The organism is Clostridium sulfidigenes (assembly GCF_000732635.1).
GTDB lineage: Bacteria > Bacillota > Clostridia > Clostridiales > Clostridiaceae > Clostridium_J > Clostridium_J sulfidigenes.
In genome coordinates this window covers 1-18,716 of the sequence record NZ_JPMD01000008.1, presented here as the reverse complement: position 1 = coordinate 18,716, position 18,716 = coordinate 1, and the positions used below count along the sequence as shown (strand labels likewise).

The 18,716-nt window shown below is 31.6% G+C and carries 16 protein-coding genes; 3 read left to right on the top strand and 13 right to left on the bottom strand.

Annotation, left to right across the window (positions count from 1 at the left end; translation table 11 throughout):
* Positions 1-95: 95 nt before the first annotated feature.
* From IO99_RS04085 to IO99_RS04055, 7 genes are all read right to left on the bottom strand, one after another.
* On the bottom strand, positions 96-1,700 hold the full coding sequence (locus IO99_RS04085) for a response regulator transcription factor (protein ID WP_035130657.1): 1,605 nt from the start codon (positions 1,698-1,700) through the stop codon (positions 96-98).
* On the bottom strand, positions 1,687-3,489 hold the full coding sequence (locus IO99_RS04080; RefSeq protein WP_198028554.1) for a sensor histidine kinase: 1,803 nt from the start codon (positions 3,487-3,489) through the stop codon (positions 1,687-1,689). The genes IO99_RS04085 and IO99_RS04080 overlap by 14 nt, the downstream gene beginning before the upstream one ends.
* A 14-nt stretch (positions 3,490-3,503) precedes the next feature.
* Positions 3,504-5,033: an ABC transporter substrate-binding protein gene (locus IO99_RS04075; RefSeq protein WP_051823910.1), complete on the bottom strand. Its 1,530-nt coding sequence runs from the start codon at positions 5,031-5,033 to the stop codon at positions 3,504-3,506.
* Positions 5,034-5,205: 172 nt separating this feature from the next.
* On the bottom strand, positions 5,206-5,577 hold the full coding sequence (locus tag IO99_RS04070) for a PH domain-containing protein (protein WP_035130653.1): 372 nt from the start codon (positions 5,575-5,577) through the stop codon (positions 5,206-5,208).
* Between the two features lie 50 nt (positions 5,578-5,627).
* Positions 5,628-6,413 (bottom strand): energy-coupling factor ABC transporter ATP-binding protein, encoded by a 786-nt coding sequence (locus IO99_RS04065; RefSeq protein ID WP_035130651.1) that lies wholly within the window; start codon positions 6,411-6,413, stop codon positions 5,628-5,630.
* Entirely contained in the window at positions 6,414-7,223 is an 810-nt protein-coding gene (cbiQ, locus tag IO99_RS04060; RefSeq protein ID WP_035130649.1) for a cobalt ECF transporter T component CbiQ, read from the bottom strand.
* A 14-nt stretch (positions 7,224-7,237) separates the two neighbouring features.
* Positions 7,238-8,338, bottom strand: a complete 1,101-nt coding sequence (locus IO99_RS04055; RefSeq protein ID WP_051823909.1) for an energy-coupling factor ABC transporter permease — start codon at positions 8,336-8,338, stop codon at positions 7,238-7,240.
* Between the two features lie 270 nt (positions 8,339-8,608).
* Between IO99_RS04055 and IO99_RS04050 the strand changes: the two genes are divergently transcribed.
* Positions 8,609-8,821 (top strand): DUF3955 domain-containing protein, encoded by a 213-nt coding sequence (locus IO99_RS04050; protein WP_035130647.1) that lies wholly within the window; start codon positions 8,609-8,611, stop codon positions 8,819-8,821.
* 139 nt (positions 8,822-8,960) lie between these two features.
* Here IO99_RS04050 and IO99_RS04045 read toward each other — a convergent pair whose 3' ends face one another.
* The 3 genes from IO99_RS04045 to hypB all read right to left on the bottom strand — a co-directional run bounded on the left by IO99_RS04045 (position 8,961) and on the right by hypB (position 13,606).
* A complete protein-coding gene (locus tag IO99_RS04045; protein WP_035130646.1) occupies positions 8,961-9,947 on the bottom strand; it encodes a DUF5692 family protein in 987 nt (328 codons plus the stop codon).
* A gap of 66 nt (positions 9,948-10,013) precedes the next feature.
* Positions 10,014-12,692: an FAD-dependent oxidoreductase gene (locus IO99_RS04040; protein ID WP_035130643.1), complete on the bottom strand. Its 2,679-nt coding sequence runs from the start codon at positions 12,690-12,692 to the stop codon at positions 10,014-10,016.
* A 242-nt stretch (positions 12,693-12,934) separates the two neighbouring features.
* Positions 12,935-13,606 (bottom strand): hydrogenase nickel incorporation protein HypB, encoded by a 672-nt coding sequence (gene hypB / locus IO99_RS04035; RefSeq protein ID WP_035130641.1) that lies wholly within the window; start codon positions 13,604-13,606, stop codon positions 12,935-12,937.
* A 267-nt stretch (positions 13,607-13,873) separates the two neighbouring features.
* Here hypB and IO99_RS04030 point away from each other — a divergent pair, with 267 nt between their 5' ends.
* Positions 13,874-14,482: a TetR/AcrR family transcriptional regulator gene (locus IO99_RS04030; protein ID WP_035130639.1), complete on the top strand. Its 609-nt coding sequence runs from the start codon at positions 13,874-13,876 to the stop codon at positions 14,480-14,482.
* Positions 14,483-14,570: 88 nt separating this feature from the next.
* Here the strand turns inward: IO99_RS04030 and IO99_RS04025 are convergent, their stop codons facing one another.
* Positions 14,571-15,104 (bottom strand): GNAT family N-acetyltransferase, encoded by a 534-nt coding sequence (locus IO99_RS04025; RefSeq protein ID WP_035130637.1) that lies wholly within the window; start codon positions 15,102-15,104, stop codon positions 14,571-14,573.
* Positions 15,105-15,677: 573 nt separating this feature from the next.
* Here IO99_RS04025 and sstT point away from each other — a divergent pair.
* A complete protein-coding gene (sstT, locus tag IO99_RS04020; protein WP_035130635.1) occupies positions 15,678-16,910 on the top strand; it encodes a serine/threonine transporter SstT in 1,233 nt (410 codons plus the stop codon).
* A gap of 173 nt (positions 16,911-17,083) precedes the next feature.
* On the opposite strand, the gene IO99_RS04015 is transcribed toward sstT, so the two are convergent.
* Both IO99_RS04015 and rbr read right to left on the bottom strand, forming a co-directional pair.
* Positions 17,084-17,692, bottom strand: a complete 609-nt coding sequence (locus tag IO99_RS04015; protein WP_035130633.1) for an acetate uptake transporter — start codon at positions 17,690-17,692, stop codon at positions 17,084-17,086.
* 187 nt (positions 17,693-17,879) lie between these two features.
* Entirely contained in the window at positions 17,880-18,542 is a 663-nt protein-coding gene (gene rbr / locus IO99_RS04010; protein ID WP_035130631.1) for a rubrerythrin, read from the bottom strand.
* Positions 18,543-18,716: the final 174 nt, after the last annotated feature.

The window sequence follows — 18,716 nt, the reverse complement described above, 5'->3', positions numbered from 1 at the left end:
TATATATCTTTCTACATTTTTTTCATTTATCTTAATTTTATATAAAAAAAATACTACTTAACATAGTTAAATAGTATTAATGTGCTACACTTTATTTATTTTTGTATGGTATCTTTATATTGACCTACAGTTAATCCTGTTACTTTTTTAAAAGTCTTATAAAAATACTGTTGATCTGTAAATCCTACCCTTTGATAGATAACTTTCATACTATCTTCACCTTTATTAATCATTTCCTTTGCTTTTTCTATACGCAGATTAATAATATAAGAAGAAATATTTATTCCTGTCTCTTTTTTAAATAAAAATGATAGGTATTGTTTAGATAGATTAATATGAGTAGCGATATCTTCTAGGGTAACTTTACTTGAATAATTTTTTTCAATGTACTCCACAACTTTATTTATAATATATTTAGAATTCTGATCATCCCTTATTCTTAGAACTAACTGACATATCTCATCTAAAAATTTACACATTAGTTTTGATATAAACATAATTCTTGTAGAATCCATAATTTTATTGTAATACCCCTGATATAAGGTATCATAATCATTACCTTGAAAATATTCTTCATACTTTTCTAATATACTAACAATAATATTACAATACATAAGCTTACATGTTAACTCTGATATTTTACAACCATTTATTTTCTTCTCTATATTCTCTATATGACTTTTTCCACCCTCTAGATTTCCTTCTTCTATAAAGTTTATAAGAATACTCTTAGATTGTTTTTCGAACTTCAGCATATTTATATCCTGCAATTCTTTATTTTCTCTAGTTTCCACCACAGAACCCAAAGGCAAATAAAATATATCTTTTGTTCTTTCTATATATTCCTTAAAATAATTTGGAAATTCTCTAAGCTCACTAAACATAGGTGTATATATTACATCTAACTTAATATTAAAATATTGAATTACAGTGGTCTTTATATATTTAATTACCTCTTGTACTTCACCATATTTAATATCTTCCTTGGATATAAAATATATAAGTCCATCCTCCTGTTCCTTCAGAAGACATTGTATTTTTTCTTTAGAAAATATCCACGTTATAAGCTCTATCATAGCATTTTTCACATTTTCATTTTCTCTTTCTTTAATGGATGTAATAATATCATTAGTTTCAGGGAAGAAACCTAAAATAGAATATTTCCCTCCATAAATATTAAAGTCTACCTGTTTAAACCCCTCAAAATCTACTTCATCAAAGGAACTTGAACCATCTATAAGATACTCTATAAGCTGATTTTTAGTCTTCATTAAGGTTTCACTAGTCTTGTCCTTACCTAATGCATCCTTATCCATATTGTCTAAATTTCTTTTTACCTCTAACATGGTACTTATAAGTTCCTCATCCTCTACCTCTGATTTAAGAATATAATTATTAGCTCCACATTTTAGAGCTTGTCTTACATTTGTAAAATCATCATAGCAGGTTAATACCAGTATTTGAGTTAAGCTATCTTCTTTTCTTACTTCTTCAGTTAACCATAAACCATCCTTCTTAGGCATTTTTATATCTGTTATAATTACATCTGGGTTATATAGCTTATACATCTCATAGGCCTTTTCACCATTTGGAGCCTCACCTATAACTGTAAAGCCTATGCTATTCCAATCTATTGTGGATTTTAATCCTACTCTTACAAGAACCTCATCATCTACAATTAAAACCTTATAAACTTTCATCACCCTCTTTATCTACTAAAAAGTCACCAGTAGGTTTCCTCATTATACCCCTAGGAATCGTCACCTTAACATAGGTACCTATTTCACTTCTATTTCCTATCTTAATTCCATATTCTTCACCACAATAAAGCTTTATTCTTTCATTAACATTGTTTAATCCAACTTTACTAAATTTATTTACATCCTTTTCTTTAGTAAAGATTTTTTCTAAATCCTCTTCACTGATACCAGGTCCATTATCTTCTACAAGAATAATTAAGTTTTCACCTTCTATACATGCCTTTATAGATATTTCCAATGGTTCCTCTTCTTCATCTTCCCTAATTCCATATATCAAAGAATTCTCCACAATAGGCTGTAAAATCAATTTCGGTATTGAGCAATTAAGGCAGTCTTCATGAATATTATAAATAATGTTAACTTTTTCATTGAATCTTAGATTTTGTATTTTAATATAATTCTTAACGTAATCTACCTCATCTTCTAGAGTAATCATTTCCTTTCCTAAGTTTATACTCACCCTTAGAAGTTTTATCAGTGAAGTTACTGCATTACTTACAGATTTATCTCCTTGTATCTTTGCCATCCACTTTATAGTATTTAGTGTATTATACAGGAAGTGTGGATTAATCTGAGCATGCAATGTCTCAAGTTCTAACTCTTTTTTTATTCTTTCTTCTTCTACTAGCTTATCAACAACTTCATTCATCTTCCCTATCATATTATTAAAGCTGTTTCCAAGTTCCCCTAACTCGTCAATTCTATCTATATTTATGCGCACATGTAAATCTCCATCTTCAGCCTTCTTCATCATATTTCTCATACTCACCATGGGTTTTGAAATTTGAGACGAAAAGAATAAACAAATTATTATAGTTATAACTATATAAATTATTACACCTATTAACATATATCGTTGCATATTTGTAATTTCTTTGTATAGATACTCTTTAGTTACTATCTTTACAATCTTCCAATCTGTTGATGTAATATTAGAGTATATACATACCTTTTCAACATTATCATCAGTAAACTCTATTGAACCCATATCTATTTTAGCTGATAGAACTTCTTTTGCATAATTTTTTTCTTCTATATTCTTTCCTATAATTTCTTTATTAGGATGGCTAATTATTTGACCCTTTTCATTACAAATAAATAATTCACTATTCTCCTCTGTAATTAGACTTTTATAAGAATCCTCTAATATGGTTTCATCTACATCAATAAATATTGTTCCCATATCCTTTAAGCTATTTAAGTCTATTATCTTTCTTCCTAAAGAAAAATAGTTCTTAGGAATTTCTCCCGACAATATCTTAACTTTAACAGGAATTGTATCAAACCAAACTAACTCACCATGAGTCTTATCGATATCATTAATATCAATTCCCTGTTTAACATAGGTTTTGCTAGCCCCTACATTATAAATGTTATGTTTAGTTGTAAGGTATATACTTTCCACCTCTTCATTTGTAGTACAAAAATTTCTCAGTATATTATTTAATTCCTCATGACTTTCAGTTGATGAGCTTTTCAAGCTTTCAATAAAATCTCTATTGGTAACAACCATGTCTGACAGGTCAGCAATGCTATCAATTATAAAATCAATATTGCTTCCTGCCTCATATACAGATTGTTTTGCAGATTCACTATACTTTGTAGTAATAATTGATTTCATTACATTGTTATAAATAATATATATAAATCCAATAGGTATAAATATTAATAGAATAAAAATAACTAGCAATTTATTTCTAAAGCTCTTTCTAATCCATGAAGTTCTCATTTTATCCCCGCTCTTCATTGTAGTAAACTCAACTCTTTTAAAATTTTATCTGCTACTACCTTAGGATCTAAATCATTCTTAACCATATCTCTTACATTATTAATAATTATTTGCTCTACAAAATAGAAATTACTAATCTTAGATCTAAAATATACATTATCCTCTTTCCAGACTTCTAATAGTGCAGGTAAGTGGTTTAAATTACTTATTTCAGTTGTATTACTTTTTACATTTTCTATAATGTCTTGTACATCCTTGCTATTATATACAGATTTTCTCGGTGGCATGCTTCCACCTTCTGGTTCCCATAAAACCATGCTTTGAGTCTGAGGTGCAGTTGCCCAAACTATAAATAACCAGGCAGCCTTCTTTTCAATTTCTGAAGCATTACTATTAATTCCTATTCCTGCTCCTCCATATATATTGGCACTTCTCACATTTCCATAGGGCAAGATGCTATAACCAACCTTACCTGCCACTTTAGATAAATTAGGATTTTCTACTACAGCTCCATTTTCATCCCAGTTTGCCATCATTGCAATTTCACCATTTTTAAAAGCTTCCGCAGTATCCGTCCAATTCCAATTAATACTATCTGGTGCACCCACTTCTACCATCTGCTTGTACATACTTAATCCATCTTCAAGGTTATTATTTTTAACTGAAACCATTTTTGGTTTTTCTACTCCTAATGTATTAACATAGGGATCATCAAAATAATCCCCTCCATAGGATTCAAGGACATTAGAAAAATCGCAATATACTGAATTATGTAATTGAGCCATTTGTGCACTTCCATATTTAACTTCTTCATCTGGAACATTTTCATCAATCCATTTTGAAACAATACAATACCTTTCCCAAGTAAAATCTTTCTGTCCTGGAGTCCAATCAAATCCATTTTCAGCCATAAACTGTTCTCTATACTTTTCAAAAATATCCTTTCTATAGAAGAAAATCATAGTTGTAGTATCAAAAGGTATAGCATATAACTTAGTTTTATCTCCAAAGTAGGATAAAATATTTACCTGATCATCAAAGAAATCCTCCATACCACCTGGTATATGAGGCATTCTAGGATCATTATTATATAAATTTAAATCCTCTAGATTGTTATGAAACCTGTTAAGAGTTTGATATGGATCTACATAAACAAGTTGAAACTTTCCTCTTTCAGATATAAAATCGTTATTTATCTTATTTATCATTGTACTATAATCCATCGGTCTAATGTTTACTCTAATACCAGTTTTCTCAGTAAAATTTCTACACTCCCTAGAAAGAATATTAGCATTTATATTATTTTCTACCACAAAATTAAGGGTAGTACCTTGAAATTCCCTCCATTGAAATCCCTCTGGTGTTTCTATATTGGGTAATTCATTATCCCATGGATAAAAAGGCGCTTTAATTTTATTACTAATTAATTCATCATCTTTAGACTTAGCCATTATTATGTTTTCGCTATAAGTAGTTAAACAAAGCATCATTACAGCCATAATTACAATGAAAATATAAATTATTTTACTCCTAATAATAATCACCTTCCTCCTTTGTTTTTATATAAAATACTATTCCATTTAGCTACATTATACATAATAATTCTACATATTTAAATGATTAAATCACTATTTTTTCATTAAAATGCTACTCTATTAAAAAAAATAAAAAAAAGAACCCTCATAATGAGAGTTCTCCAATCAACTTATTTTTCTTTTATTTAAGAAGTGCATTAGCTATTAATTTATCCAATTTACGGATATCTACTCCCTTTTGTAGATTTACTTTGATTTGACCTGCTCTAGTCCATAATTCAACTTCTGCACTAAGATCAAAAAGCTTCCCAGCATTTTCAGTAGACCACATGTTAATAGAAGAATATGGTAAAGAATAGACCTCTACTTTCTTGCCTGTAAGTCCTTGTGCATCTCTTACAATTAGCCTTTTATTAGTAAAAATTGCACTATCTCGGAATGTTTTATAAGCAGCAATCGCTACTTCTCCTTCAACCAATAAATCATTAACGTCATTTGGAATTGGACATTCAGATACTAGTGTCCATGTTAATATACCTTGCGTTTCTGCCATTTCATTTACCTCCTATAAGTAAATCCTTGTCTCTATTTACTATTCTGCATTTATGTAGAAAAACCTTCCTCAATAAATGATTTTTTTGAAGCTCCACAGATTGGACAATTTTGAAGTGAAAGAGGTATTTCTAATCCACAATCATTTAGTAAATCCGCGTTACTTAAAATATCCACTGTGTTTCCGTCTGCAGCAATTTCACCCTCTTTTATCACAATAATTCTTTTACAAGTATCAAATACCATATCTAAATCATGACTAGTTATTATTTTTGTGTGCTGAAAGCCTTTTAATAAATTGATTAATCTTCGTCTTGATTTAGGATCTAAAGCTGATGTTGGCTCATCCATAACTAATACATCTGGTTCCATTGATAGAACCGATGCAATTGCAGCAGCTCGCTTTTCTCCACCTGATAATTTAAAGGGTGCTCTATCTTTCAAGTGAGATATTCCTACTAACTCTAAAGCCTTTGTAACTTTGATTTCAACTTCTTTTTCATCAAAATTATAATTTCGTGGTCCAAAAGCCACATCATCATATACAGTTGTCATAAACAACTGATCATCAGGATCTTGAAAAACCATTCCTAACCTCTGACGAATCAAGGGTAATGTTTTTTTTGATACATACACATCTCCTATGACCACCTCTCCGTTACTTGGAAATAGAACTCCCATCAAAAGCATTAATAGTGTGGACTTTCCTGCACCATTGGCACCAATAATTCCCACAGATTCACCGTGATGGATTGTGAATGATATATCTTTTACTGCTACATGTCCATCAGGATAGGAAAAATATAAGTTCCTTACCTCAAGTTTATGACAACTCATCTATTTAATCACCCCCGTAATTAATGAACCTATAAGCATAGGTATATTATAAATTCTTGCTAAAATGAAAAATATACTCCAACCTGCTAAATATGCAAAATCACTAAAGCTTAATTTTTCAATATTTCCTGTATTATACTCACCTGTAAAGCCTCTCATATTCATAGATTGATATACCCGTTGTGCCCTATCAAATGTCCTAAGTATCAACTGTCCTGCAAAAGAACCCCAAACATTTCTATGTATGCCCTTTTGTCCAGGCGCCCTAAGGAAATATGCTCTCATCATTCTAGAAACCTCTTCTATAAGCACAGATATATATCTATATGTTAATAATAACTGTAATACAAAGATTTTAGGAACTTTCAGCATACGCAATGCTACAGCCAATTTATCCATTCCTGTAGTTGCAATTAATAAAATACTAACAGTCACCGTTAAACCACATTTTATAAAAATAGATAAAAATATTACCCATCCTCTTGAAATAACAATACCTCCTAGAGCCATTGTATGATGATTAAATAAGGGGTTTAATATACCAATTCCAATAATAAAAGGCTCTACAAGCAATAGTCTTTTAAGGATTGGAACAACTGGCAGCTCTGCTAACACAAAAATAACCACAGGATAGAAAATAAAAGACAAAAGACTACTAATTTCATATCTTCCAAATGATACAACTACAGTTAGATAAACAATTGTAGTTAATAACTTTGTAATGGGATGAAGCCCATGTATTGTGGTTTCTTTCCCTGCTAAATCATCTAGAAGTCTCATATTATAAAGAGAATTTATTACTTTTGCCATGTAAAATCAAATCCTTATTGTAGAATTTTACTGGTGGTTTCATTACCACCTAACTTATTTTTATTATTAAACTTTTCTTTTCTTTTTTTAACTAAGCTGATAACAAATCCTGTGAATGCTGCCAGTGCAAGTGTCAATATTCCACCAACAATACCTGAAACACTTGTTCCAGCACTAACTGCAGGCCATTGCTCTTCAACTTCTACAGCTGCTTCTTCTTCACTTTCATCATCCTTTGCCTTAAAACTGTAATCAGGCAAAAACGCTATCTTACTTTGTATTTCTGATAATGTATTATGAATTCCATCTGGTGTTTCAAATTCTGCTGTTCCTGAAGTTTTTTCCATAGCCCATTCCAATCCATCAGGATTTGAAGAGGCAAACCATGAAAGCGTTCCGCCAACTAAAACTACTCCAATTACCAGGCTAGTAAGTATCTTTTTCATAGATATATTACCAAGAGCTTCTCCTTTAGTTGCCTTTTCTAAAATTTCTGGTCTAGCCTTCCATACAAAAGTAACAATTGCTGATGTAACAAACCCTTCAGCTACTCCGATTGCTAGATGTATTGGTTGCATTAACAATAAAAAGGTTCCAAAAGGCAATTCAGTCTTTCCTGACAAAAGAGTCTGAAGTACAACGCTAAAAGCTCCTATTTGAAGACCAACTATAGTGGATGCCATTGAGGCACCAAAGATCTTCTTAGTTGTAATCCCTTTACGTGTAACCCATTTATAAATTAAAGGGTATGCTATAAAACAAGTATAAAATCCAAGGTTAAATACATTACAACCATAGGCAAGTAACCCACCATCTCCAAAGAACAGTGCTTGAATTAACAAAACAGAAGCCATAGTTAAGAATCCCGCATAGGGTCCTAATAATATTGCAAGTAGTATTCCTCCTCCAATGTGTCCACTAGAACCAGTACCAGGGATTGAAAAATTAATCATTTGTGCAGCAAAAACAAAGGCTCCCATTACCCCCATTAAGGGAATTTTCTTTTCATCAATATCATTCTGTATTTTTTTAATTGAATAAGCTGTAATTCCAGTAGTAGCAGCCAACATAGTTCCTCCCACCACTGGTGAAATCAAAGCATCAGCCATATGCATAATATCCACTCCTTTACAAAATAAAATGCTCCCCAAAGTCAAGCATTTAAAACCATCTATTTTATCTCCTCAGTTGTAAATCGAAACGCAACCCTTTCGACACCAATAGGTTGTATTAATAATAAATATTTATCGTAAATCAATAAATATTTATTGACAATTCCACTTTCCAAGTATAAAATGATATTAAAAGGTACAGAATTTATAAAGTACTTAATTGCAAACAAAAATTAATCTGAAGTACAAAAATTTATAGGAGGAAAATTAAAAATGAAAAAATATTTATTTAGTATTCTTTTAGTAGTAGCTAGTATAGCGTGTTTTACGATATTTAATGTAGTTGGTTCCGAAGTCTTGCCAGATGGAACTCTATCTGAACCATTCTTTCTTATACCAATAGGATTTTTATTTGCTGGCATAGCTATTATATCAGCAATAATAATTTTTGTAGTATCTAAATTTGTAAACAGCAATAACCATTAAGTGTATAATCTATTATTTTCAATTAATAGATACGTATTAGAACTTAATTATTGTATATTGTGTTATCTTAATAGTTCTAGATAGCAAAAATAGGCCTATAGGCCTATTTTTTTGCCTTCTATAATCATAATATATCGCTTTACATCATCATTTTAATTTCTTTAAACTCATCAAGGTCAGTATAAAGTTCTCCCTTGTATGGATTTCTCTTAGTTTTCCTTATTTTATATATCATATAAACAAATACAGCTATATTACTTGCAAGAGCTATTGCTCCTAAAATTGTATAAATAGTAGTATTGTAAGTTGATTTAACTACAAACATTCCTGTATCCTGGAAATTTGGAAAAGTTTGAGCAAACATGCACCATATAGCTAAGGTCTGAGCTCTATGCTGTAGCCAAGCACCCTTTCCAACAGTAAATGCACAAAGAGTTGGCGCAATAAGTAATGCTAAGCCTGCGTACCAAGAATGAGTAGGTATGCAATTATAAGTGTATACAAAATTCCATAAATCATATGCAATAATCCAGAACCAAAGCATATCAGGCCATAGCATATCCTTACTTTTGTCCTTTTTAGTTTGTTTTCTAATTACTATTCCAAACCAACCAGTTATAGCAATGATATTTAGTATACCAGCCACTGCATTCATATAATTCCATGGACCACCCATTACACCTACTACTTCTCCTTCAATAGCTCCTGAATTCATCATCCAATAAGTGGATCCAACTTCAATATCTCTTGCCACTGCTTCTATAATGTTAATAGCTAGAATCAACGGTGGAAAGCATAGTGCAATTTTATTATCCGCTAGTCTCCAAACAACCTCACCAGTAATTTTATCCTTTTTCTCGATATGACGAATACACCAAAATCCAATACATCCTGCTGTTGCAGAATAAACTTTAGCTAGATGGAACCAGTCAGTATAGGTAACATCCTTTAAAACAGTCATCCAAACAACTGTTAAAATAATTGGCAAAATAACAAAACTAAAAAATCCTGCCCACTTCTGTCTTCTAGAAAATTCATTGAATAAAAACAAACCTGCAAATACTACAAACCACATTCCCCATGCAGAAAACATTGTTGCTCCTTCAACATAATTAAATTCAAACATTTTATTCACCCTCTACCCCTATTTAAATTTAAAATTACTTTATAAAATCTTTTATAGTTAACTAAGTTATTTAAAAAGTTTCTTTACTTTTTTAGTTGTAATTTTCACTTTACGTTTAAGAATTTGCTTTATAACTACAGGTTTTAGATCCTCATAGGCTACACCCTCACCATCATACTTTCTTACAAGGGAAATAGCATCAAACTTACATTTAGTGGTACATTGGCCACATCCTACACACAGGAATTCATCTACAACCGTTGCACCACAGCTAAGACAACGTTCTGTTTCCCTTTTTATCTGGTCTTCAGTAAATGTTTCACGCAAGTCTTTAAATGTTTTCCTTGATTTGCTTCCATCTACATGACCTACACTCTGTCTAGGAGTGCTATCATATCCTTGAAGTTCTATATTTTCCTTATCTAATGCATGATACTCTTTTCTATCTCGACCAATAATCAAACTTTGTCCTGGCTGAACATAACGATGAATTGAAATTGCACCTTCCTTACCTAAAGCAATAGCATCTATTGCAAACTTAGGTCCTGTTAATGCATCACCACCAGCAAAAACATCAGGCTCACCTGTCTGTAATGTAAATGGATCTGCTTTAATAGTATTATTTCTGTTTAGTTCAATTTTGCTATCTGATAAAAGTCCTCCCCAATTCATTCCTTGACCTATCGAAATCAGTACAGTATCAGCCTTAACTATGATAGTGTTATTTTCATCATAAGATGGATTAAATCTTCCACTTTTATCAAATACAGAAATACATTTCTTGAACTCTACTCCTGTAGCACGACCATTTTCAACAATTACTCTCTTTGGTCCCCAAGAATTATTAATTTCAATATTCTCTGATAATGCTTCCTCAATTTCCTCTGGAAGTGCAGGCATTTGTTCACGACTTTCCAAACAGTACATTTTAACTTGTGTATTTCCAATTCTAGTAGCTGTTCTCGCAACATCTATAGCAACGTTACCACCACCGATTACGATTACATTGCCCTCAAGTTTTAACTCCTTATCCAAGTTAACATCTCTCATAAAATCTATACCGGTTATAACATTTTCTACATTTTCACCTTCAATGCCAAGGTTCCTTCCCATACATGCACCGATTGCAATATAGAAGGCTTTAAACCCTTGATCCCTTAATTCATTAAGACTTATATCTCTTCCAACCTCAACGCCTGTCTTGAATTCAACGCCTAATTCTTTCAGTATGCCAATTTCAGCATTTATAACATCCTTTTCAAGCCTGAATGAAGGTATTCCTAGAGTTAACATTCCACCAAGAACCTTTTCTTTTTCAAACACAGTTACTTTATATCCATCAATTGCTAAGTAGTATGCACAGCTAAGACCTGAAGGCCCTGCTCCCACAACAGCAATTTTTTTACCGTACTCGTGCTTACATTTAGGCACATATCTATGATCAGTATTTAAATCTTGTTCAGCAATAAATTTTTTGATTTCATCAATAGCAACTGGATCATCAATATCTCCTCTAGTACAATCAGTTTCACACTTTCTTGGGCAAATACGTCCACATACTGCAGGAAACGGATTTTCTTGTTTAATAAGTTCAAGAGCTTCCCTATATCTTCCTTGAGAAGCAAGTTTAACATAACCTTGAACTGCAATATGAGCTGGACAATTGGTTTTACAGGGACTTGTACCTGTATCAACTACATCTTTTCTATTGGTTCTATAATCAGGATTCCATTTATCTGGACCCCACTCAGTATCTCGTGGAGTATCAATTCTCTTTATCTCAGTAGTTACTGGTGTTTTTGAACATAACTTTTGCCCCAATTGTAGTGCATTAACAGGACAATTTTGAACGCACTCTCCACAAGCAACACATTTCTCTTTGTCCACTTTAGAAACATAGTTTGAACGTACCATGTCAGCGTTAATAAACATACTAGCAGTTCTTAAAGCCAGACAAGAACATCCACAGCAATTACAAATAGCATGGGTTTTACCAGAACCATCTAAGTTAGGTATTTGATGCATTAAGCCGTTTTCTTCTGCTCTCTTAATAATTTCAAAGGCTTCTTCACGAGTAATCTGTTTGCCCCTCTTCGTACGTATATAGTATTCTGCTGCGTGACCCATCTGAATGCACATGTCTTCCTTAAGATGACCGCAGCCTTCTCCCATAGCTTCTCTTGCTGTACGGCATGAACAATCAGCAACTGAGAAAATATCATTATCATTAAGATACTTAGAAACTTCCTCATAGGATGCTCTTCTAGTTTCACCTTCAATGGCATGTTCTATAGGTATAACACGCATAAGACCTACTCCTACAGGAAAACTTCCTGCTGTCTTAGGTCCTCTTACTCTTCCATAGGCTTCAAAAGCCCTAGGAATCTGAGGATACTTTTTAACATTCTCCTTATTGTTAACCATCATTTCCATGATACCTGGAACCCAGGTCTCATACCAAAATGTATCTACTCCATCAATTTCATTTACAAAACAAACCCCTGCATCCGCTAATTCTAACAAAAGTTCTGTTGTTCTCTCTACAGATTTGCCACATAAAGGAGCAACATCTTTAGCAGTAACCTTTTTACGTATTTCCATACAAAGTACCACTTCAGCCATTTCTTCTGAAACAACAGGTTCAAGAATCATATACTCGGGATCTGTAGCTTTGATTTCATTTTTCGAGCCACGTTTCTTATTACTGATGTGATTTGCAAGATCAAGTACCTTTTCCTTGACCATATATTATCCCTCCCCAAAATAATTATATGTCATCATAAACAAAACTATAAACACCAGTGTTTACAATGAATTGCAAAGATGGCAAGACTCATTATTATTATTAACTATATTAAAATAATCAGCACTTTTAGGTTTTATTAAGTTATTAAAACAAAAGTAACCGAAAGAAGCTGATTATTATATATAGTCAAAATATTTTAAAGTAAGTTTATAATATTTTTAATGTTATGAATTATTGAAAGTTATTTATTTTTCCAATTATCTATTTGTCCACGTATCCAGTCAGCCCATTCTCCAATTCCTTCTCCAGTTTTAGCTGAAATTGGAATAACTTTAATATTTGGATTCAGTTTTTTTACCCTCTCTTTTACTGCCTCCATATCAAATTCAAAATAGTCCGCTGCATCTATTTTGTTTACTAATAAAACATCAACTATTGAAAACATTAAAGGATATTTTAAAGGCTTGTCATCTCCTTCTGGTATGCTTAAAATCATAGCATTTTTTGATGCACCAGTGTCAAATTCTGCAGGACACACTAAGTTCCCAACATTCTCTAATATTGCAAAATCAATGTTATCTGTTCCAAGACCTTTTAAACCTTGTCTAGTCATATCAGCATCAAGATGACACATTCCTCCTGTATGCAGTTGAATTACTTTAACTCCAGTCTGTGAAACCTTGTATGCATCCACGTCTGAATCAATATCAGCTTCTAAAATACCAATGTTCATTTCATTTTGCAGAGCTTCAATTGTTCTTAAAACAGTTGTTGTTTTCCCTGAACCAGGTGATGACATAAGATTTAATAAAAAGACCCCATCTTTTTTCAATTCTTCTCTAAGTAGCTCAGCCTGACGATCATTGTTGTCAAAAACACTTTGCTTAATTTCTAAAACTTTAAATGCCTCCATGTAAACTCTCCCCCATTTCATATTTAATTTAGGTTACTTTATTGAAGTAGGTTACAATATATTATTACCAACCGTTCCACAATATAACATAACAGTTGTTATGTTTATAATATAATACGCACCTATCTTTGTCAATGAATTAACATTCGAAATAATAAATATGTTATGAAAATGCAGACTATTATGTCTTTAATATAATAGTCCTATGATATGTGAACCATGATGTTGTAAAAATATGATATACTATTTTTAAATGGGGTGAATAAAATGAACACTAATGAACCTAATGAAAAAAAGCAACATATTTTAGATGCTGCAATTGGTGTATTTATAGAAAACGGCTTTGAAGAAACAAGTATGCGTCAAATAGCCTCAGCTGCTGGGCTTACTACTGGTGCAATATATCATCATTTTAAGAATAAGGACGAGCTATTCTACCACGCAGTAAAGGAAGCTATGTACTTTGCTCAAAAACTTTCTGAAAAAGATGAAAGTAGTAATCTTAAAAGCACTGAAAATATGTTAAATGAAATTAGTAATAAAGTTAGAGAACGTATGTCTAAGGTTAATGAGCAACGCCTTTTAGTTTTATTAATAGGCTACGTATTATCCAAAGGTGGCTCTCTTAGTGAAAGCCTTAAACAAGATTATAATGAAATAATAAATAAAGTAGCAGATATGTACTTTTACGCATTTGGTATCGAAAATAAAAATTGCAAAAAAAGTCTTGCTACTATTTTAATAGCAGCTCTAGATGGTGTTGCAATGCAATATTCCTTAGGGGTTTTAAAACAGGAAGATCAAGAATTTAAAGACACCTTTGTGAGATTTTTTGCAGAAAGTATTCCTGCATTTATGGAAAAAAATAAATCCTAAGCTAAGTTACATAAAACAAGGATACTTGTAATTTTTACATAGCATCCTTGTTTTTATATTGCTAAAATAAATAATATATGTGTGATTTTTATAATGAAAACTCTAATTGGTAATCTCTTGGGTCATTTTCATATAGTTCTTTATTTATTTCCACTGCTTCTTTACAGCCTAATGAAAAATAAAAAGCAATTGTTTCTTCAGCAGAACCTGCACAAATATAAATTTTATCTGCTTTCCACTCTCTTGCAACATTAGCAGAAAGTACGAATAAATTTTTTCCTATTCCTTTATTTCTACATTCTAAGGTTATGAAAAGTTGATCTAATAAAACATAATTAAATTTTTCACCAAAAAACTCACGATTAACTGTTGAAAACCCCAGTAATTTATTATTATCATCAAAAGCAGCAATGGCACTTCCACCACTTAAAATAGTTTTCTTCAAATTTCTTAGATGATATTCATAGCCGTTTGGCCAATCACAATCTTGGTAATTTATTTCTACTAATTTACGTTTGCCACCCACATCTCTCCATGCTTTTCCTATATATTGAGATGGATTCATTTTGTTTATATACTCACATTCCTCTAATTCTAATTGTCTATATATAACATCTCCCATACTTCTACCTCCAAATACTCATGCAAAATAATCCTATTCTATAACACTTTGAACGCCTTAGAAATTTTCTCTTACCACTAACTTTTTACAGTAACTTCACTTTTATATTTACTATTTAAATAATACACATATTCTAGTAAAAATCCACTAACTCTAACATCAGTAAATTCTGTATTCTCAATTAAATTTTTATTTTCAATGAATAATTTTAGAACTGTTATCTCAAAATAGTATAGAGATATGTGGTGGCATCTTTCCATAATGCTTGAAAAAATTTTTTTCTTGCAATTTAATAGATTTTATCAATATTAAAAATTATATTTATACAACCCATAAGTTAAGTGTTTATAGGACTTAAGATATATTTTCAAAACAAATTATATTTTCAAATTGTTTATTATATAGGTTATTTATGTAAAGGTGACCATTAATTAATTGAAAATTCATTATGCTTTTCCACTTCACATTAGTGAAGATTCATGATAAACTTATTTTTACCAAAGAATTTCCTAGTAACAAATTTAAAGCCACAGAAACTTATTTTTTTATTTAACGTTATAGGAGGAAAATATTATGAAGAATCTAATGAAGAAATGGAATGGATTAAGTTTAGTAAAACGTATAATCATAGGTTTAATCATAGGTATTATATTAGCCGTAACCATTCCTAATGTAGCAAAACCATTATCAATTTTTGGATCTTTATTTGTAGGTGCTTTAAAAGCCATTGCACCTATCCTAGTCTTATTTTTGGTAACCAGTGCTATTTCCCAACACAAAAGTGGTCATGAAACCAATATGAAAACCGTTATTATTCTTTATCTTTTAGGAACATTCTTAGCTGGACTTGTAGCTGTTATTGCAAGCTTTATGTTCCCGGTAAGCCTAACCCTTGTAGCTGGTGTAGAAAACATTACTCCTCCTGGCGGTGTAGTAGAAGTTCTTAAAGCATTACTATTAAACCTAGTTGATAATCCAGTAAAGGCTCTTTTTAATGCTAACTACATTGGTATATTAGCTTGGGCAGTAATTCTTGGTTTTGCCTTAAAAAATGCTGCAAGTTCTACAAAATTAATAATTTCCAATGTTTCTGATGCATTATCTCAAATGGTTGTATGGGTAATAAATTTTGCACCCTTAGGAATCATGGGACTTGTAGTTGATACTATCGTTACAAGTGGAATAGCTTCACTTCTTAGCTATGGAAAATTACTTTTACTTCTACTTGGAAGTATGATTTTTGTAGCTCTTGTTGTAAATCCAATAATGGTGTATGTAGCTATTCGTCAAAATCCATACCCACTTGTATTTAAATGCTTAAAAGAAAGTGGAATTACAGCATTCTTTACACGTAGTTCCGCTGCTAATATTCCTGTAAATATGAGTTTATGTGAAGAACTTGGATTAGATAAAGATACTTATTCAGTATCAATTCCTTTAGGTGCCACAATCAACATGGCTGGTGCAGCTATTACTATTTCTGTTTTAACTCTTGCAGCTGTTCATACTCTTGGTATCCAAGTAGATATTGGTACAGCAATAATTCTTAGTGTACTTTCTGCGGTAAGTGCTTGTGGAGCTTCTGGAGTGGCTGGAGGTTCACTATTGCTTGTCCCTCTAGCATGTAGCTTATTCGGAGTACCAAGTGACATTGCTATGCAGGTAGTTGGTGTAGGTTTTATCGTAGGTGTTATACAAGATTCTGCTGAAACTGCACTTAACTCATCCACAGATGCACTTTTCACAGCAACAGCTGAATATAGTAAGTGGCGTAAAGAAGGTAAAAAAATAAATATTTCTAAATAGAAATTAAATACTAGTGTAATTCTTATATAAATATATAAATATAAAAGCCCCCAAGGATAGCTTATAAACTATCCTTGGGGGCTTTAAACCTTTATAACCACTATAAAAATTAGAATCTAATTTTGTATATCACGGATATACAAAAGGTGATGAAAAAGTTCATCACCTAAATATTACTTCTTAAATATTCCAAAAGGTTTTCCAACAGGTAAGAATACTCTTCCAAAGTGAGTATTTAATACTGCTGCTGCTGAACCATAGAAAGATACTAAAGCTATTGCTAACTCAGAATAAGCAGCTAGCATATGTGTTCCATGCTCCATTATTCCAAAAGTTGTTAGTGTTAATCCTAAGAATAGGAAATCTATCAATAGGAATATTGTAAATAACACCTTATGAGTTTCCATTGCACCTATAGTCATAAATATTGTAAAAATTAAATACCCTAAATAAGCAACTCCTAATTGATTTATGTCAGCTTTAGCTGCTAGGGCTGGTCCAAATACTCCATTTTGAATTAACCAAGTAAAACCAACACCATACCAAAAGAATGCATAAGCACCAAAAGCAGTTGCTCCAAAAGTGTTGTTATGCTTAAAATCATTTAAACAAGCCAACAATTGTGCTGTTGCTCCTAAAAATATTGCCCATGGTAATACTAAAGATACTCCCTCTGTTAATCCTAACTTTTGAGATGATGCTACTAATGTTACCATTGCTAGTCCAAATAAACCTATTGCCGACGGATCAGCTACTACTACTTTAACCTTTGTTTCTTGCATAATATCCTCCTAATATAAGTTCACACAAATTTCATACTTTTAAACAATAACAAAAATATTATCCATTGTCAATAAAAATTATAATGTTTACATATTTATAAACCATTACTTTGAATTATATAAAGAACTATATATTGATATTAATATGCAAAATAAAAAAACCGCCACAATAAGTGACGGCTTACAACTAATAATTTTCTTTTCTAACTTCGAAATAACTTTGAGAATATTTACATACAGGACAAACTTTAGGAGCCTTTTTTCCCATTACAAGATGTCCACAAACACGACATTCCCACATAGCTTCTTCACCTTTTTCAAATACCTGCTGCATTTCAATATTTTTTAGTAATTTACGATAACGCTCTTCATGAGATTTTTCAATAGCAGCCACTCTACGAAATCTTTCAGCTAACTCCTTAAATCCTTCCGCTTCTGCATCCTTTGCAAAACCATCATACATGTCTGTCCACTCATAGTTTTCACCTTCAGCTGCATGTAAAAGATTTTCAGCAGTATTTCCCAAATTACCCAACTCTTCATACCATATACGAGCATGCTCTTGTTCATTTCTAGCTGTCATAAGAAAAATTTCAGCTAATTGATCATATCCTTCTCTTTGTGCAATATTGGCGAAGTATGTATATTTGTTTCTCGCCTGACTTTCACCTGAGAAAGCTTCCATCAAATTCTTTTCTGTCTTTGTTCCTGCATAAATATTTTTAGTTTCTTTTTCTTCTTCAATTTTAACAAATACTGAGGCTGGTTGTTTACATTTAGGACATCTAAAACCTTCTGGCAACTCCCCTTCATGAATATATCCACATACTGAACAACGATATCTTACCATTTTTTTATTCCCCCTAATTTTAAATTCTTTATTTGAAATTTTAATTATTTATTTTTTCACAATTCATTCCTACTATTTCTTATTATACCACATAATATTTAATTTCCCAATACTAATTAGGTTCTCGAAATTTTATAATAGAGGTATATCGTGCGTTTCTGTTACCAGTAAATT

What these genes read in the sequence shown, in the direction of transcription:
- IO99_RS04065 (WP_035130651.1), bottom strand. Translation starts at nt 6,413, where the DNA reads ATGAGTTGTCATAAACTTGAGGTAAGGAACTTATATTTTTCCTATCCT.
- hypB (WP_035130641.1), bottom strand. Translation starts at nt 13,606, where the DNA reads ATGGAGGCATTTAAAGTTTTAGAAATTAAGCAAAGTGTTTTTGACAAC.
- IO99_RS04050 (WP_035130647.1), top strand. Translation starts at nt 8,609, where the DNA reads ATGAAAAAATATTTATTTAGTATTCTTTTAGTAGTAGCTAGTATAGCG.
- IO99_RS04055 (WP_051823909.1), bottom strand. Translation starts at nt 8,338, where the DNA reads ATGCATATGGCTGATGCTTTGATTTCACCAGTGGTGGGAGGAACTATG.
- IO99_RS04085 (WP_035130657.1), bottom strand. Translation starts at nt 1,700, where the DNA reads ATGAAAGTTTATAAGGTTTTAATTGTAGATGATGAGGTTCTTGTAAGA.
- IO99_RS04070 (WP_035130653.1), bottom strand. Translation starts at nt 5,577, where the DNA reads ATGGCAGAAACGCAAGGTATATTAACATGGACACTAGTATCTGAATGT.
- sstT (WP_035130635.1), top strand. Translation starts at nt 15,678, where the DNA reads ATGAAGAATCTAATGAAGAAATGGAATGGATTAAGTTTAGTAAAACGT.
- IO99_RS04080 (WP_198028554.1), bottom strand. Translation starts at nt 3,489, where the DNA reads ATGAGAACTTCATGGATTAGAAAGAGCTTTAGAAATAAATTGCTAGTT.
- IO99_RS04030 (WP_035130639.1), top strand. Translation starts at nt 13,874, where the DNA reads ATGAACACTAATGAACCTAATGAAAAAAAGCAACATATTTTAGATGCT.
- IO99_RS04040 (WP_035130643.1), bottom strand. Translation starts at nt 12,692, where the DNA reads ATGGTCAAGGAAAAGGTACTTGATCTTGCAAATCACATCAGTAATAAG.
- cbiQ (WP_035130649.1), bottom strand. Translation starts at nt 7,223, where the DNA reads ATGGCAAAAGTAATAAATTCTCTTTATAATATGAGACTTCTAGATGAT.
- IO99_RS04025 (WP_035130637.1), bottom strand. Translation starts at nt 15,104, where the DNA reads ATGGGAGATGTTATATATAGACAATTAGAATTAGAGGAATGTGAGTAT.
- rbr (WP_035130631.1), bottom strand. Translation starts at nt 18,542, where the DNA reads ATGGTAAGATATCGTTGTTCAGTATGTGGATATATTCATGAAGGGGAG.
- IO99_RS04015 (WP_035130633.1), bottom strand. Translation starts at nt 17,692, where the DNA reads ATGCAAGAAACAAAGGTTAAAGTAGTAGTAGCTGATCCGTCGGCAATA.
- IO99_RS04045 (WP_035130646.1), bottom strand. Translation starts at nt 9,947, where the DNA reads ATGTTTGAATTTAATTATGTTGAAGGAGCAACAATGTTTTCTGCATGG.